The organism is Nonomuraea sp. bgisy101 (assembly GCF_057708945.1).
This window is the reverse complement of the sequence record NZ_JBYITD010000023.1, coordinates 44,829-58,853: the sequence shown is the minus strand read 5'-3', so window position 1 is coordinate 58,853 and position 14,025 is coordinate 44,829. Positions and strand designations below refer to the sequence as shown.

Here is a 14,025-nt window from a genome sequence, read left to right as displayed (position 1 = left end):
TCGGGGGGACAGTCATGAAGGATGAATCAACGAACCTCGTCGGGCAGGCGGCCGGCGCCACCAACGCACCGAGCCTGCCCGCGGCCGTCGACCGGGCCACCTTCCAAGCCGAACTGGACAGGCTGCGGGTCCGGGAGAAGGCGCACACCCGGGAAGGCGACGCGATCGCCGCGGCCCGACGGCGCCTACCCATGGTCGAGGTGGCCGCGGACCTCACGCTGACCGGGCCGCACGGGCCGCTCACCCTGCTCGAAGCGTTCGAAGGGCGCCGACAGCTCATCGCCTACTACTTCATGTGGAACCCCGGCCGGCCCGCGCCCGAGCAGTGCGAAGGCTGCACGGGGTACACCACCCAGGTCGCGGAGCTGTCCTACCTTCATTCTCGCGACATCACCTACGCGGTCTTCTGCCAGGGGCCTTACTACGAAGGCGTCCGCTACCGCGACTTCATGGGCTGGGACATGCCGTGGTACTCGGCACACGCCTCCCTCGACACGCTCCTCGTCGGGCGCCACATCGGCATGATGCACCTCGTGTGCTACCTGCGGGACGGCGACCGCGTCTTCGAAACCTACTGGACGACCCGCCGCGGCGTAGAGGCGATGGACTACAGCTACGCGCTCATGGACCTCACCGTGTACGGACGCCAGGAGCCGTGGGAGGACTCGCCTCCCGGCTGGCCACAACAGTGGCAGGTCGACGGCTCCAACCTGCGGACCGGCGGACGCCCCATCGCCCAATGGTCGCGACTCGAAGCCGGGCGCTCTGACGACCTCTCCGCCGGGCCCTGATCGTCACGTGCTCCTCAACACCGAGCGCAGCTTCCGCCGGCTCCCGGGCCACCACCAGATGCGGCGGCCGGGTCCTCCTCCAGTGCCGGCCCCTCAACCCCGGCGACCGGCCACGCGTCGCGCCGGACGACGGCGACGAAGCGGACGATCTCGCCGAGCCGAACCCGCTCAGCGCCCTTCCGGTCGCGAGGGGCTTCTCACGACCGCGAGCAGGGCCGGGTTGAATAGAGGACATGGTCTCCGGCACGCACGCGTACCGGCATCCGTCCCCGGGGGAGTGTCGAGAATCGGGGGAGGGGCCGGGTGTCCGCGGGGGACGGCTCTTGTAGTGGGGGACGGTGATGACGACGGCCGGCATCCTCGATCGGGCGCGCGAGTCCTTCGGCCGGAAGGCGTGGGCGGAGGCCTTCGCTCTCTTGTCGGCGGCGGACCGGGAGTCGCCGCTCCGGCTCGAGGATCTCCAGCGGCTCGCCACGGCCGCCTATCTGGTCGGCAGGGACGCTGACAGCACCGACGTGTGGGCGCGTGCCTATCACGAGTCACTGCGCCGGGGCGAGGCGGCGCAGGCCGTCAGGTGTGCGTTCTGGCTGAGCTTCGAGCTGCTGAACAAGGGTGATCTGGCCCGCGGCGGCGGCTGGATCGCCCGAGGGCAGCGGCTGCTCGACGACGGTCTGCGGGACTGCGTGGAACAGGGGTACCTGCTGTATGGGGTCGCGTTGCGGTGCATCTTCGGCGGCGACTCGGCGACCGCGCACGACACCTTCGGCTCGGCAGCGGAGATCGGCGAGCGCTTCCGCGACCCGGATCTGGTGACCCTCGCCCGGCTTGGCCAGGGCAGGGCTCTGATCCGCATGGGGGAGACCGCTCCTGGTGTGGCATTGCTCGATGAGGTCATGGTCGCCGTCACAGCCGGGGAGGTGTCCGCGGTCATCGCCGGGGACGTCTACTGCACGGTGATCGAGGGATGCCAGGAGGCTTTCGACCTGCGCAGGGCGCAGGAGTGGACGGCGGCGCTGAGCCACTGGTGTGCCTCCCAGCCTGAGCTGATCCTCTACCGAGGGCAGTGCCTGGTGCACCGCGCCGAGATCATGCAGGTGCACGGCGCGTGGTCGGACGCCATGGCGGAAGCCCGGCGCGCGTGCGAACCGCTCTCTCGGCCGACTCGCCAGCCGGCAGTCGGCGCGGCCCTGTATCTGCAGGCGGAGCTGCACCGGCTGCGGGGCGAGTTCGTGAAGGCCGAGGAGGCATACCGCCGGGCCAACCAACTGGGGCGAGAGCCGCAGCCTGGCCTGGCGCTGCTGCGGCTGGTTCAGGGGGACGTCGATGCCGCGCAGGGGGCGATCCGCCGCCTGGTCGCCGAGGCGCGGGACCGGGTGACCCGGTCCAAGCTGCTCGCCGCGCACGTTGAGATCATGCTGGCCGCCGGTGACGTGAAGGCGGCCGGCGTCGCCGCCGACGAGCTGCGGACGATCGCCGCTGACGTGGACATGCCGTTCCTGCACGCGGTGGCCGCGCATGCGACGGGAGCCGTCCTCGTCGGCGAGGGCGACGGGCAGGCCGCTCTGGAGGCGTTGCGACGTGCGTGGAGGACATGGCACGAACTCGACGCGCCGTACGAGACCGCTTGTGCCCGGGTCCTCATGGGACTCGCCTGCCGACTGCTCGGTGACGAGGACGGCGCGGCCATGGAGCTGGACGCGGCGCGCTGGGTCTTCCAGGAGCTCGGGGCCGGGCCCGACGTGGCCCGGGTGGAGGCCTTGTCCAGGAAGACGGCCGCCAGGACGACGAGCCCGCTCACCATGCGCGAGGCGCAGGTGCTCCGCCTCGTGGCGGCGGGCAAGACCAACCGGGCGATCGCCGCGGACCTGTTCCTCAGCGAGAAGACGGTGGCTCGTCATGTGAGCAACATCTTCACCAAGCTCGGAGTCTCGTCCCGATCAGCGGCCACGGCGTACGCCTACGAGCACGGCCTCGTCTGATCCTCCAGAGAGCCCAGCCGCGGCCGCCATGATGTCGAGTGTCAGCGAGAACCGACCTGCCGCTACACAGAAATACCCACGCACCGGAGTGCGTGATCCTGCCGATGCGTCGTATCGGGCCCCTCACCTAGCGTGATGGTCGAGAGATGGTGAGCGCGTCACGAGGAGGCGGGGATGAAGGGCAAACTCGATGTGAGCGAGCGCGGCCGTGCTCTCGCCGATGACGGTTGCCGTAGGGCGCTGCTGGCCGGGGTCCCGGTCAGGGATCGGCGATTGCGCCTGGCCGGCGTCTCCACCGCGGTGCTGGAGGGCGGTGACGGTCCGCCGGTGCTTCTTCTGCACAGTTCAGGGGAGTTCGCGGCCCTGTGGACGCGAGTGATTCCTGACCTGGTGACGACCCATCGGGTGGTCGCCCCCGACCTGCCCGGTCACGGCGCCTCGGTGGTGGTCGCCGGTCCGCTGAACGCCGCGCAGGTGCTCGCCTGGCTCGGCGAACTGATCGAACGGACCTGCCCGTCGCCGCCCACCCTGGTGGGGCACGGGCTCGGCGGCGCCATCGCGGCCCGGCTGGCCGGCTACCAGGGAGACCGGCTCGGCCGGCTCGTGCTCGTGGACTCCTTCGGCCTGGACTCGTTCGAACCGGCGCCGAGTTTCGGGGCCGCGTTGACCGACTTCCTCGCCGAACCGACCGAGCACACGCGCGACGGCCTCTTCCAGCAGTGCTTCGTCGATCTGGACGGGCTGCGAGAGCAGATGGGCGTGCGCTGGGAGCCGCTCGGGCGATACGCGCTCGAGCGGGCCCGCACGCCGAGCCAGCAGACCGCACTCGGCCGCCTCATGCCGCACATCGGCGTGCCCGCGATCCCATCGGCGGACCTCGCACGCATCGCCGTCCCCACGATGCTGATCTGGGGACGGCAGGATCTCCAGGTACGGCTGAGCGTCGCCGAGGCCGCGAGCGCCCGCTACGGCTGGCCGCTGCACGTGATCGAGAACTGTGGCGACGACCCGGCCATGGAACAGCCCGAAGCGTTCATGGCGGCGATGCGTCCCGCGCTCGGACGCTGACCGGCAAGGGAGGGAACCTGACGGCCGAGCGGCTGCGCAGCGAGGGCTGATCGGTTCACAGCCGGGCGACAGCTTCCAGGTCAACCCGTACGGCGAAGGCGGGCAAGGCGAGGGGCGATGGCCAGGACGGCCAGGGTGGCCGCACCGGCCGCCAGGGCGAGGGCGGGGACCAGCTGGCCGGTCACGCCCAGTAGCGCTGCCGACGCCGCGGCGGGGGCGTGGAAGGTGCCGGTGACCAGCATCGCCACGACTCCCACCCCCACCGCCAGCATCGCGGCCGTTGTGCCGGGCCCGGCGGCGAACGCCGCGCCGAGCCCTGCCGCGGCTGCCATGAGGTGGGAGAGCAGCACGGCGAGCGGGCGGGCCGCCGGGGTGCCGGGGGTGACGGCGATGAGTGCGGCCGAGGCGGCGAGCGGTGGTGCGAGCGTGGGCTCCCCGGCCACCGCCTGCACGACCGCCAGCGGCGCGAGCAGCACCAGCGTCATCCCCACAGGCCGCATCCGTCCGATCTTGGCCGCCCACTCGCCGCCCCCCACCCGGCCGCCCCCCATCCGGCCGGCGTCCGCCGTTCGGCCCGCCCGCTCTTTCCGGCCGGCGCCCTCGGCGCGACCGTCGTCCAGGCGCGCGATCGTCATGCCGCCGGCCAGTCGTTCTCGGTCTCCGCCACCTTGTTGACATAGTTCGTCATCGTCTGCAGGGCCACCAGCGCGATGATCTCCAGTATCTGCTCGTCGCTCCATCCCGCGGCTCGCGCCTTCGACGGGTCGGCGTTGCCGCGCGTCTCCGTCAGTGCCCGGGCGAACTCGACCGCTGCGGCCTCCTTGGCGTCCTCGGCGCTGCCCTGCTTGGCCAGCTCCACGTCGGCGTCGCTGAGCCCCGCCGCTGTCTTGCCGCTGTAGGTGTGCGCGGCGACGCAGTACGAGCAGGCGTTGGCCGCACCCACGGTCAGCGCGATGCGCTCGAAGGTGGTCTGCGGCAGCGTGCTCTTCTTCAGCGCCCGCGCCAGACCCTGGTAGCCCTCCAGCACGGCAGGCGAGTTCGCCATGACGCGCACCATGTTCGGCACCTTGTCCAGCTTGGGATCCCCCTGCGCCGGCTTGATCATCTTCAGCTCCTTCTAACGGAGAACTCCAATGGTTCCGTTAGATTATCACGGCCTTACCGACAAATATCCGTTAGAATGAAGGGCATGGACGACGACCCGCTGGCGCTCCGGCTGGCCAGTACCATCCGAGCCCGCCGCGGGGGCCTCACCGACGCCTTCGCGACGGTCGACGGCCTGACCGCCTGGGTCCGCGGCCAGGACCTGTCCCCCTACCTCGACACCGCGACCTTCACCGCCGATGAGCGGATCAGGGTCAGTACGGTCGCCCTCCGTCAGGCCGTGCGCGCCCTCTTCGCCGAGGCCGTCTCCCCTCACCCGCCCAGCCCGGCGGATTCCGGAGCCCTGCCCCCGCTACCCGAGGCGCTCGCGCTGGTCAACAGCGCCGCCGCTCCCATGCACCGCCGCCTCGTGTGGTCGGACGCGCCGGAGCAGCACCTGGAGGTGCACGGCGACCGCCTGGCGGCCGCCCTGGCCAACGCCGCGGTCGACTTCTTCGCAGGACCCGGTCTTCCCCAGGTCAGGGTGTGTCCCGCCCCGAGATGTGTGCTGTATTTCGTCAAGCGCCACCCCCGCCAGGAGTGGTGCTCGGTGGCGTGCGGAAACCGCGCCCGCGCCGCACGCCACTACCACCGTGACCGCCAGAGGGGTGGTTCCGATGCGGCTGAGTGGTCGTAGGCGATCCGGAAACGGAGTGACGGGTGCGCCGGTCGCCGCCGAGCGCGGCCACGGGCGGGCCCGCTGCTGAGATCGGGGCGTCGGCCGCGACGGCCAGGGCGACCCGCGTCGGCTACGCCCGGCGGGCGTCATCGGCTCACGGGGCGCAGCGGCTGGCCGCAGTGAAGCGGGGCGTGGCGGGGTCAGGCGTCCGCGGGGCGCCGGGCGGGGGCGTCGCCGTCTCGGCTGACCTGTCCGAACACCACGTCCGCGAAGTGCGTCCTTTGCGTCGTGCCGGCCGAGCCCCGAAGGAAGCGGGCCAAGGGCCGGCGCTCAGCGGCTGCGCGCCGCGACGACGACCGCCGGCAGGATGGCCAGCGCCAGGATTCCGCCGCCGGCGGCCAGGAGTGGATAGCCGGCGGCGGCGACGACCAGGCCCGAGGCCAGGCCACCCACGGCGCCCGCGATGGCGATGGAGACATCGACCAGGCCCTGGGTCCTGGCACGGGTGGCCAAAGGGACGGCGTCGGTGATGATCGCGGTGCCGCTGACGAGACCGAGGCTCCAGCCCACGCCCAGCAACGCGAGAGCCGCCGCCAACACGGCGACGGAACCTTCAGGGGCGAAGGCCGCAACGATCCCGGCGGCCAGCAGGACCAGTGCGGAGACGGCGGCGACCGTGAGCCGGCCGTACCGGTCGACGAGCCAGCCGGAAAGGGGCGCGGGCAGATACATCGCTCCGATGTGGATGGCGATGACGAGGCCGGAGGCGGCGGCGCCGTGGCCGTGGTCGTGCATGTGGACCGGCGTCATCGTCATGATCGCGACCATGACCAGCTGGGTGAGCGCCATGACCAGCGTCCCCACCAGTACTCCGGAGCGGTGCCATCCGACCGGCGGCCGCACCTCGCCGCCGTCACCGCCTGAACGTGCGAACGCCGCGGCGGCGCGCTCGGCCTCCAGCGTGCGTGCCAGCAGCAGCGGGTCGGGACGCAGCCAGATGGCCAGAACCAGGGCGGCCGTCGCGTAGGCGGCGCCTGAGAGAAGGAACAACCCGGCCAGGCGGGGGATGCCGAGGGCGTGAGCGAGGTCGCCGGCGGGCGCGGCGAGGTTCGGGCCGACCACGCCGCCCAGGGTGGTGGCGACCAGCACGATGGACACGGCGCGGGCACGGCGCTCGGGAGCCGCCAGATCGCCACCGGCGTAGCGGGCCAGCAGGTTCGTGGCCGTGCCTGCGCCGTAGACGAACATCGCGACGAACAGCAGCACGGAGCTGCCGGCGACGGCGGCGGCGATGACGCCCGCGCTGCCGACGGCACCGGCCAGGTACCCGGCGGCAAGACCGGGCCGACGGCCGCGAGCCTGAGAGATGCGCCCGACCGCGACGGCCGCCAGCGCGGAACCGGCGGTGGCCAGGGCGCTGAGCAGGCCGGCAAGGCCGGTGGAGCCGAGCATGTCCTGCGCGAGCAGGGGGCCCACGGTCACACCGGCCGCCAGTCCTGCGCCGCTGAGAACCTGGGCGGCGATCAGGACGATCAGGACGCGGCGCTGCGCCTGAGACTGCGGGAGATCCTCGATTCGAGCAGGCACGGTAGTCGTCACAAAAGAGTTCTTTCGTTAGGCGTGACCCGGCCGGGCGGCCCCAGCGGCGGATCGGGTTGTTCTGGAGAAGGCGTGCGGGCACCGCCGTGGCAGGCCGGCCCGGGGGCCGCGAGCCGGCCGGCCCTGCCAAGGCGCCGGTCGTTTCGCCTGGCCGGCCCGGCCGCGCGGTCAGCCCCGGGCGCCGAGGTCGAGGCGGTCGAGCAACCCGGCGTCGGTGAAAGCGGCGACCAGTTCGTCGCGGCCCTCGGTGAAGTGCGCCCAGCTGTCGTAGTGGACAGGAACCACCCGGCGGGCACCGAGGATCGTGGCGGCGTCGGCGGCCTGCGCGCTGTCGAGAACGATCAGCGCGCCGTCGAAGAGGACGTCGAAGCGGGGAGCGCCGGCGAACAGGATGGCGGTGTCCACGGGGCCGAACCGTTCGGCGATCTCCTTGACCAGGTCGAGCGAGGCGTTGTCGCCGCTGACGTAGACCGTGGGCAGGCCCGTCCCGGTCAGGACGAATCCGACGACCTGGCCGGTGATCGGTTCGACCTCCTCGCGCGTGCCGGGCCCGTGGACGGCAGGCACGCCCGTGACGGTGATCGTGCCGCCGCCGGGGCGGTCAAGCTCGATCGACTCCCAGTCGGCCAGCCCCCTGGCCCCCGGCCCCAGGCGCCGGCCGCCCCCAGGCGTGGTCAAGGTCAGCGGGACGTCGGCGAGCAGTGTCCGGCCGGAGTCATCGAGGTTGTCGGGGTGCTCGTCATGGGAGAGCAGGACCACGTCGATACGGCCGAGGTCGGCCGGTGCGGCGGAGGAGGGCGCCGTCTTGGTCAGCCGGCCGCCAGGTACGTGGTATTCGCGGGGCGCGTCGAAGGTCGGGTCGGTCAGGAATCGCAGGCCACCGTATTCGAAAAGGGCGGTCGGGCCGCCGAAGACGCGGACGGGGATCTGCTCAGTGGTCGTGCTGGCCATCAAAACCTCACGGATGGGAAGTGGCTTATCCGTGAAGGACGATAGCCGTGTCTCACGGATGCGTGCAAGCCGTACCATGACAGCTATGAGCGAGACCCTGGCCGCCGAATCCGTGCCACCGCCCGCGCCGGGGGCGGGGGACTACCTCGCCCTCGACTTCGTCAACAGCGCCATCGCGCTGCCCGGAGGGCACTTCATCGATCTCCTCGGCACCCCCGAGGCCGTGAATCGGTGGCTCACCGAACGCGGCCTCGCGCCGGCCGACGCCGGGGTGCAGGAGATGTGCGCGACGCAGCTACGCTCCCTGCGCGAACACCTCAGAGCGTTGTTCGCCGCCCGCGTCGCCGGGCTGCCCGCCCTGCCCGCGGCACTGTCGGCCGTCAACGACGCGCTGAGCAGGGCTCCCACGGCCGCCCTGCTGTACTGGGACGAGAAGAACGGCCCCTACCGCGCCGCCCCGTGCCCCACCAACGAGATCCTCGACCGCGCTCTCGCGACCCTCGCGGCCAACTCGGCCGACCTCCTCACCGGCCCCGACGCCGAGCGCCTCACCGGCTGCGGTTCCACCCCCTGCAACCGCTACCTGCTGCGCCACGGCCGCCGCCACTGGTGCTCCACCCGCTGCGGCGACCGCGCCCGCGCCGCCCGCGCCTACGCCCGACGCACCCAGCCGAATGCAGACTGACGAACGGTGATCGAGGCGATCCCGCCGTGATGTGCCGACAAGCTGCCCGTGCAAGGGGTCCCGCAGGCGACCGAGCGCCGCGACCGGGCGAGAAAGCGCGAGTCCGGCGCGACAAGTCCCCATAAGCTGGGGTTCATGGCTCCGGTGCTGACCTTGCTCGACGGCGTTCGCTGGAAGGGCTCGCGCGTGGTCGGCGACCGTGCCCAGACCCTGCTGGCGGTCCTCGTGTGGCACGGCAGGGCAGGAGTGGGCGACCCGCGGCTGGTCGAGGAGCTGTGGGGTGACGAACCGCCGGCCAACCCGACGAAGGCGCTGCAGGTGGTGGTCTCCCGGGCGCGGGCCGCGACCTCGGCCGACGCCGTCGTGCGTACGCCGCGCGGCTACCGGCTCGGGCTGCCGGACGAGCAGGTCGACGCGCTCCTGGTCGCCGTGCTCGTCGGGCGGGCGCGCGGCGCGCTGGCCGAGGGCGACGTCACCGCCGCCGCCCGCCACGCGCATGAGGCGCTCGACCTCGCTGCGGGCGGTCTGGAGACGTCCACCGGAGCCCTGGCCGAGCTGCGGGCCAGGGCCGCCGGGCAGCTGGCCGAGTCACGCCGCCTGCTGGCCGTCGCCCGAAGCAGGAGCGGTGCGCACGAGGATGCGCTGCCGCTGCTGGAGGAGGCCGTGGCGGCGCAGCCGTACGACGAGGAGCTTCTCGCCTGTTTACTGCGCAGCGAGGCCGCGGTACGCGGTGGCGCGGCCGCGCTCGAACGCTACGACGGCCACCGCGCCGCCCTGGCTGAGCACCTTGGCGCCGACCCGGGGCCCGAGCTCGCCCGCGTGCACGCCGAGCTGCTGGCGGCCGACCGTCCGGTGCGCGAGGGCATCCTGTTCGACGGCTCCTCGCTGCTCGGCCGCGACGAGGACATCAGTGCGCTGCAGGGCCTGCTGCACGCCAACCGGGTGGTCTCCATCACTGGTTCCGGAGGGCTGGGCAAGACACGGCTCGCCCACGTCGTCGGCAGGAACGCCGCGCAGCCGATCGTCCATTTCGTCGAGCTCGTCAGCGTCACCTCGCCCGATGACGTCGTCGGCGAGGTCGGCTCGGCACTCGGGGTCCGCGACTCGGTCAGCGGGCGCCACGCCCTGTCTCCTGACCGGCGTGCCGACATTCGCGCCAGGATCGCCCAGCACCTCGGCCAGGCGCCGGCACTGCTGATCCTGGACAACTGCGAGCACGTGGTGGAGTCCGTCGCCGGCCTGGTGGCCTTTCTCGTCACGACCACACGCGACCTGCGCGTGCTCACCACCTCCCGCGCCCCCTTGTCGATCGCCGCGGAACAGGTCTACCCGCTCGGTGAGTTGGGCTCATGGGACGCGGTGGAGCTGTTCCGCCGGCGTGCCATGGCCGCCCGCCCTGACGCGCGGCTCGACGGCGAGGTGATCCGCGAGATCGTCACCCGGCTCGACGGGCTGCCGCTCGCGATCGAGCTGGCCGCGGCCAAGACGCGGGTGATGTCGGTGGAGGAGATCGGCAGGCGGCTGGCGAACCGGTTCGCCCTGCTGAACGGCGGTGATCGCAGCGCGCCCGATCGGCACAGGACGCTGCTGGCGGTCATCGACTGGTCCTGGAACCTGCTGGGCGAACCGGAGCGTCGGGCCCTGCGCTGGTTGTCGCTCTTCGGCGACGGCTTCACGCTGGACGCGGCCGAGCACCTGCTGGGGCCCGACGCGCTGCACGCTGTTCGGGCGCTGGCCGAGCAGTCGCTGCTGAGCGTCCGGGAGAGCGATGCCGGCGTGCGCTACCGGATGCTGGAGACCGTCAGGGAGTTCGGCCGGATGCGGCTGGCGGAGGCCGGTGAGGAGGCGCCCGCCCGCGCCGCTCAGCGGGCCTGGGCGGTGGCCTATGCTCTGGAGCAGGGGAAGGCGCTCTTCGGCTCCGGCCAGTACGCGGCGGCCGACGCGCTGCGGGCCGAGGAGGGCAATCTGGCCGAGCTGCTGCGCCAGGCGCTGAGCGAGCCGGACACCGCGACGGTGGTCCAGGTGCTGGCAGGCCTCGGGGCGTTCTGGTCGATCCGTGGCGACCACCCCAGGATCCTCGCACTCAGGGGCGCGATCACGCAGACGCTCACCGGCTGGCTGCCACCACCCGAGCTTCAGGACGCCACCAGGGTGGCTGTGATGATCACGCTCATGAACAAGATGATCGCCGACGATGGCGATGATCAGCTACGCGACCTGCTGCGCAGCATTCCCGACCGGGATACGAGCGACCCCCGCGTCGCCGCGATGGCCACGGTGATGCTCGCCTACGACGCCACCGACGGCGAGGCCGGTCTGCGCCGGCTTGACGAGCTGAGCCGCGATCCCGACCGTCACCTGGCGCAGATGGCCGCGCAGATGAACGTCCACGTCCTGGAGAACGCGGGAGAGTGGGCCTCGGCCGTCGCGGCTGCCGAGCGGGCTCTGGAACTGACGCGGGAGGACGACGGCCCGTGGAATGTGGCGCTCCTGCACAACCTGCTGGCTCAGCTGACCATGCAGCTCGGCGACCGGCCTCGGGCCGTCGGCCACGCGCGGATCGCCCTTCCTGTCCTGAGCAGGCTGGGCGCGACCGACGACCAGACGCAGCTGCGCTCGCTGCTGTTGTTCGCCGCTCTCGCTGAAGGCGACCTGGAGACGGCCGAGGCCGAGCTCGAGCGGATCAGCCGGATCAACGAGAACGAGCCGGTGCTCGGCGGGCTGGCCATCGTGCCGCTCTGCGCCGCCGAGGTCGCCCTCGCCCGCGGCGACGCGGCCGACGCCCTGGGGCAGCACCGCCTGGCCGTCCAGCGCGCGCGTGACCTCCGCCTGCCTGACGTACCTCACACGGGCTTCGAGCCGTGGCTGGTCGTCGCGGAGGCCCTCGCACTGACGGCGCACGCCTACCACGCCGGACCCGCCGACCTGCCGTACGGCAAGGAGCTGTTCCGTTCCGCCGTCACTCGGATCGACGCGGTGCTGAACACAGGGATCCCCTTCCTCGACTATCCGGTGTGCGGCACGATGCTCTTCGCTTTCGGTGTCTGGGGGCTGCTGCGCGGCGGCATGGCGCCCGGCGACGCCGTCAGGTCGCTGGTGTTGGCCGAACGGTTCGGCTACAACCGCACCATGCCGAGCATGGCCTTCGAGCGGATCGAGCCGCGCGCCGAGCGGGCCGCGCCCGGCGCGGTCGCGGCCGTCCATGCCGAGTACGGCGAGCGGCGCGGTCCCGCCCTGCTCGGCGAGGCCCGTGCCCTGGTCGAGGGGATACGTCAGATGTGCCGCTTGTAGCTGCGGACCGACAGCGGGGCGAAGACCGCGATGACGACGAGCCCGGCCAGGAGCGTCCAGCCCACGTCCCCGCTCATGGTGCCGCTGTTGGCCAGGTCGCGGGCGGCCGTGACCAGGTGCGAGACCGGGTTGATCCGGACGAACGCGGCTAGCCAGCCCGGCAGGCTCTCCACCGGGACGAACGCATTGGACAGGAACGTCAGCGGGAACAGGATCATCATGGAGATGCCCTGCACCGCTTGGGCGCTTCTGGCGATCGTGCCGACCCAGGTGAAGATCCACGCCAGGGACCAGCCCGTGAAGATCGCCAGCAGGACCGCGGCGAGCACGCCGGGAGCTCCCCCGCCAGGGCGGTATCCCATCACCAGGCCCATGCCGAAGGTCAGCACCGCCGCGATCGTGTAACGCAGCAGGTCGGCCACCATCGGGCCGGCGAGCGGCGCGATCCTGGCGATGGGCAGCGACTTGAACCGGTCGAACACCCCCTTCTCCATGTCCTCACGCAGCTGCGTGCCGGTGGCCATGCACGTGGTCAGCACGGTCTGGGCGAGAATGCCCGGGATCATCAACGGTAGGTAGTTCTCCACGTTCCCGGCGATGGCGCCGCCGAAGACGTAGGCGAACATCGCGGTGAACAGGATGGGCTGCAGTGCCACGTCGAAGAACTGCTCGGGATTCCTGCGCATCTTCTTCAGCGCCCGCCACGCCATGGTCAGCGTCTGGCTGACGGTCTCGCTCGCCGAGACGTGCCGCCGCGCGGACGCCACCCGGTCGGCGGCCCGCACGGTCTCGCGGGCAGGTGCGACAGAGGTGCTCATCGGTTGTCCTCCATGTCGTTCTCGCTGCCTGTCCCGTGGCCGGTGAGCGCCAGGAACACCTCGTCCAGGCTGGGCTTGGCCACGCTCACCGAGACGATGGAGACCCCGGCGGTCCGCAGCGCGATCAGCACGTCGGCGGCCAGGTCGGCCCGGTCCAGCGCGACGTTGAGCCGCCCATGCTCGGGGCTGAGGATCGGGTCGGAGCCGAGCACCCGCCGGACGACCTTCACCGCGATCGGCACCGCGCCCGGCTCGGCGAGGAGCAGCTGCAGGGTGGAGTCGCCGACCGCGGTCTTCAGCTCGTCGGGAGTCCCCTCGGCCACCTTGCGTCCGTGGTCGATGACCGCGATCCGGTCGGCGAGCTGGTCGGCCTCGTCCAGGTACTGCGTGGTCAGCAGCACCGTGCAGCCGTCGGCGACCAGAGCGCGGATCGTCTCCCACATCTGGCCGCGGGTGCGCGGGTCCAGGCCCGTGGTCGGCTCGTCGAGGAAGATCAGCGGTGGCCTGGTGATCAGGCTGGCGGCCAGGTCGAGACGCCGCCGCATGCCGCCGGAGAACTGGGCGATCGGCTTGTCGGCGGCCTCCTCCAAGCCGAACCGGGCCAGCAGCTCCACGGCGATGTGCTTGGCTCGCTGGGAGGTGATGCCCTGCAGCCGGCCGAAGAGCCAGAGGTTCTCGCGAGCGGTCAGGTTCTCGTCGACCGAGGCGTACTGCCCGGTGACGCCCACCAGCTGCCTGATCATGTGTGGCTGACCGGCCACGTCGACGCCGAAGATCTCCGCACGCCCGGCGTCGATCTTCAGCAGGGTCGCCAACATCCGCAGCATGGTGGTCTTGCCGGCGCCGTTCGGGCCGAGGACGCCGAAGATCTCACCCGGCCGCACGGCCAGGTCGATCCCGGCGACGGCACGATGCTCGCCGAACGTCTTGACCAGCCCCTCGGCCAGGACGGCGAGGTCGTTCCCTGCGGGCATCGGTCCGCCACCGGAACGGTCGAGCTCTGTCATAGTCATGGCTCGACGTTCCGCGACGCCGGTTTCATGGTGCCCTCACGCCGGTTTCACGGTTCTCGCCGTGACGG

At 71.9% G+C, this 14,025-nt stretch carries 12 protein-coding genes; 6 read left to right on the top strand and 6 right to left on the bottom strand.

Going from position 1 to position 14,025, the window contains the following annotated elements; all coding sequences use genetic code 11:
* Nucleotides 1-14: 14 nt before the first annotated feature.
* The 3 genes from AC3EO4_RS35900 (at nt 15) to AC3EO4_RS35890 (ending at nt 3,838) form a co-directional block, all read left to right on the top strand.
* Nucleotides 15-791 (top strand): DUF899 family protein, encoded by a 777-nt coding sequence (locus AC3EO4_RS35900; RefSeq protein WP_431899868.1) that lies wholly within the window; start codon nt 15-17, stop codon nt 789-791.
* A 341-nt stretch (nt 792-1,132) separates the two neighbouring features.
* Entirely contained in the window at nt 1,133-2,770 is a 1,638-nt protein-coding gene (locus AC3EO4_RS35895) for a LuxR C-terminal-related transcriptional regulator (protein WP_431900009.1), read from the top strand.
* Between the two features lie 174 nt (nt 2,771-2,944).
* Nucleotides 2,945-3,838: an alpha/beta fold hydrolase gene (locus AC3EO4_RS35890; protein ID WP_431899866.1), complete on the top strand. Its 894-nt coding sequence runs from the start codon at nt 2,945-2,947 to the stop codon at nt 3,836-3,838.
* An 80-nt stretch (nt 3,839-3,918) separates the two neighbouring features.
* On the opposite strand, the gene AC3EO4_RS35885 is transcribed toward AC3EO4_RS35890, so the two are convergent.
* Both AC3EO4_RS35885 and AC3EO4_RS35880 read right to left on the bottom strand, forming a co-directional pair.
* A complete protein-coding gene (locus tag AC3EO4_RS35885; RefSeq protein WP_379573303.1) occupies nt 3,919-4,473 on the bottom strand; it encodes an HPP family protein in 555 nt (184 codons plus the stop codon).
* Nucleotides 4,470-4,943 (bottom strand): carboxymuconolactone decarboxylase family protein, encoded by a 474-nt coding sequence (locus AC3EO4_RS35880; protein WP_431899864.1) that lies wholly within the window; start codon nt 4,941-4,943, stop codon nt 4,470-4,472. The genes AC3EO4_RS35885 and AC3EO4_RS35880 overlap by 4 nt, the downstream gene beginning before the upstream one ends.
* 84 nt (nt 4,944-5,027) lie before the next feature.
* Here AC3EO4_RS35880 and AC3EO4_RS35875 point away from each other — a divergent pair, with 84 nt between their 5' ends.
* Nucleotides 5,028-5,618, top strand: a complete 591-nt coding sequence (locus AC3EO4_RS35875) for a CGNR zinc finger domain-containing protein (RefSeq protein WP_379573305.1) — start codon at nt 5,028-5,030, stop codon at nt 5,616-5,618.
* Nucleotides 5,619-5,930: 312 nt separating this feature from the next.
* On the opposite strand, the gene AC3EO4_RS35870 is transcribed toward AC3EO4_RS35875, so the two are convergent.
* Nucleotides 5,931-7,199 (bottom strand): MFS transporter, encoded by a 1,269-nt coding sequence (locus AC3EO4_RS35870; protein ID WP_431899861.1) that lies wholly within the window; start codon nt 7,197-7,199, stop codon nt 5,931-5,933.
* 168 nt (nt 7,200-7,367) lie between these two features.
* A complete protein-coding gene (locus tag AC3EO4_RS35865) occupies nt 7,368-8,150 on the bottom strand; it encodes an MBL fold metallo-hydrolase (protein WP_431899860.1) in 783 nt (260 codons plus the stop codon).
* 85 nt (nt 8,151-8,235) lie between these two features.
* Between AC3EO4_RS35865 and AC3EO4_RS35860 the strand changes: the two genes are divergently transcribed.
* Nucleotides 8,236-8,835 carry a CGNR zinc finger domain-containing protein gene (locus AC3EO4_RS35860; protein ID WP_431899859.1) on the top strand — a complete coding sequence of 200 codons (600 nt, stop codon included), beginning with the start codon at nt 8,236-8,238 and terminating at the stop codon, nt 8,833-8,835.
* A gap of 135 nt (nt 8,836-8,970) precedes the next feature.
* Nucleotides 8,971-12,126: an ATP-binding protein gene (locus tag AC3EO4_RS35855; RefSeq protein WP_431899857.1), complete on the top strand. Its 3,156-nt coding sequence runs from the start codon at nt 8,971-8,973 to the stop codon at nt 12,124-12,126.
* Here AC3EO4_RS35855 and AC3EO4_RS35850 read toward each other — a convergent pair.
* Entirely contained in the window at nt 12,108-12,944 is an 837-nt protein-coding gene (locus AC3EO4_RS35850; RefSeq protein WP_431899855.1) for an ABC transporter permease, read from the bottom strand. The genes AC3EO4_RS35855 and AC3EO4_RS35850 overlap by 19 nt on opposite strands.
* Nucleotides 12,941-13,957: an ATP-binding cassette domain-containing protein gene (locus AC3EO4_RS35845; RefSeq protein WP_431899854.1), complete on the bottom strand. Its 1,017-nt coding sequence runs from the start codon at nt 13,955-13,957 to the stop codon at nt 12,941-12,943. Before AC3EO4_RS35845 ends, AC3EO4_RS35850 begins: the two co-directional genes overlap by 4 nt.
* Nucleotides 13,958-14,025: the final 68 nt, after the last annotated feature.

What these genes read in the sequence shown, in the direction of transcription:
- AC3EO4_RS35865 (WP_431899860.1), bottom strand. Translation starts at nt 8,150, where the DNA reads ATGGCCAGCACGACCACTGAGCAGATCCCCGTCCGCGTCTTCGGCGGC.
- AC3EO4_RS35875 (WP_379573305.1), top strand. Translation starts at nt 5,028, where the DNA reads ATGGACGACGACCCGCTGGCGCTCCGGCTGGCCAGTACCATCCGAGCC.
- AC3EO4_RS35895 (WP_431900009.1), top strand. Translation starts at nt 1,133, where the DNA reads ATGACGACGGCCGGCATCCTCGATCGGGCGCGCGAGTCCTTCGGCCGG.
- AC3EO4_RS35855 (WP_431899857.1), top strand. Translation starts at nt 8,971, where the DNA reads ATGGCTCCGGTGCTGACCTTGCTCGACGGCGTTCGCTGGAAGGGCTCG.
- AC3EO4_RS35885 (WP_379573303.1), bottom strand. Translation starts at nt 4,473, where the DNA reads ATGACGATCGCGCGCCTGGACGACGGTCGCGCCGAGGGCGCCGGCCGG.
- AC3EO4_RS35850 (WP_431899855.1), bottom strand. Translation starts at nt 12,944, where the DNA reads ATGAGCACCTCTGTCGCACCTGCCCGCGAGACCGTGCGGGCCGCCGAC.
- AC3EO4_RS35890 (WP_431899866.1), top strand. Translation starts at nt 2,945, where the DNA reads ATGAAGGGCAAACTCGATGTGAGCGAGCGCGGCCGTGCTCTCGCCGAT.
- AC3EO4_RS35900 (WP_431899868.1), top strand. Translation starts at nt 15, where the DNA reads ATGAAGGATGAATCAACGAACCTCGTCGGGCAGGCGGCCGGCGCCACC.
- AC3EO4_RS35845 (WP_431899854.1), bottom strand. Translation starts at nt 13,957, where the DNA reads ATGACTATGACAGAGCTCGACCGTTCCGGTGGCGGACCGATGCCCGCA.
- AC3EO4_RS35880 (WP_431899864.1), bottom strand. Translation starts at nt 4,943, where the DNA reads ATGATCAAGCCGGCGCAGGGGGATCCCAAGCTGGACAAGGTGCCGAAC.
- AC3EO4_RS35860 (WP_431899859.1), top strand. Translation starts at nt 8,236, where the DNA reads ATGAGCGAGACCCTGGCCGCCGAATCCGTGCCACCGCCCGCGCCGGGG.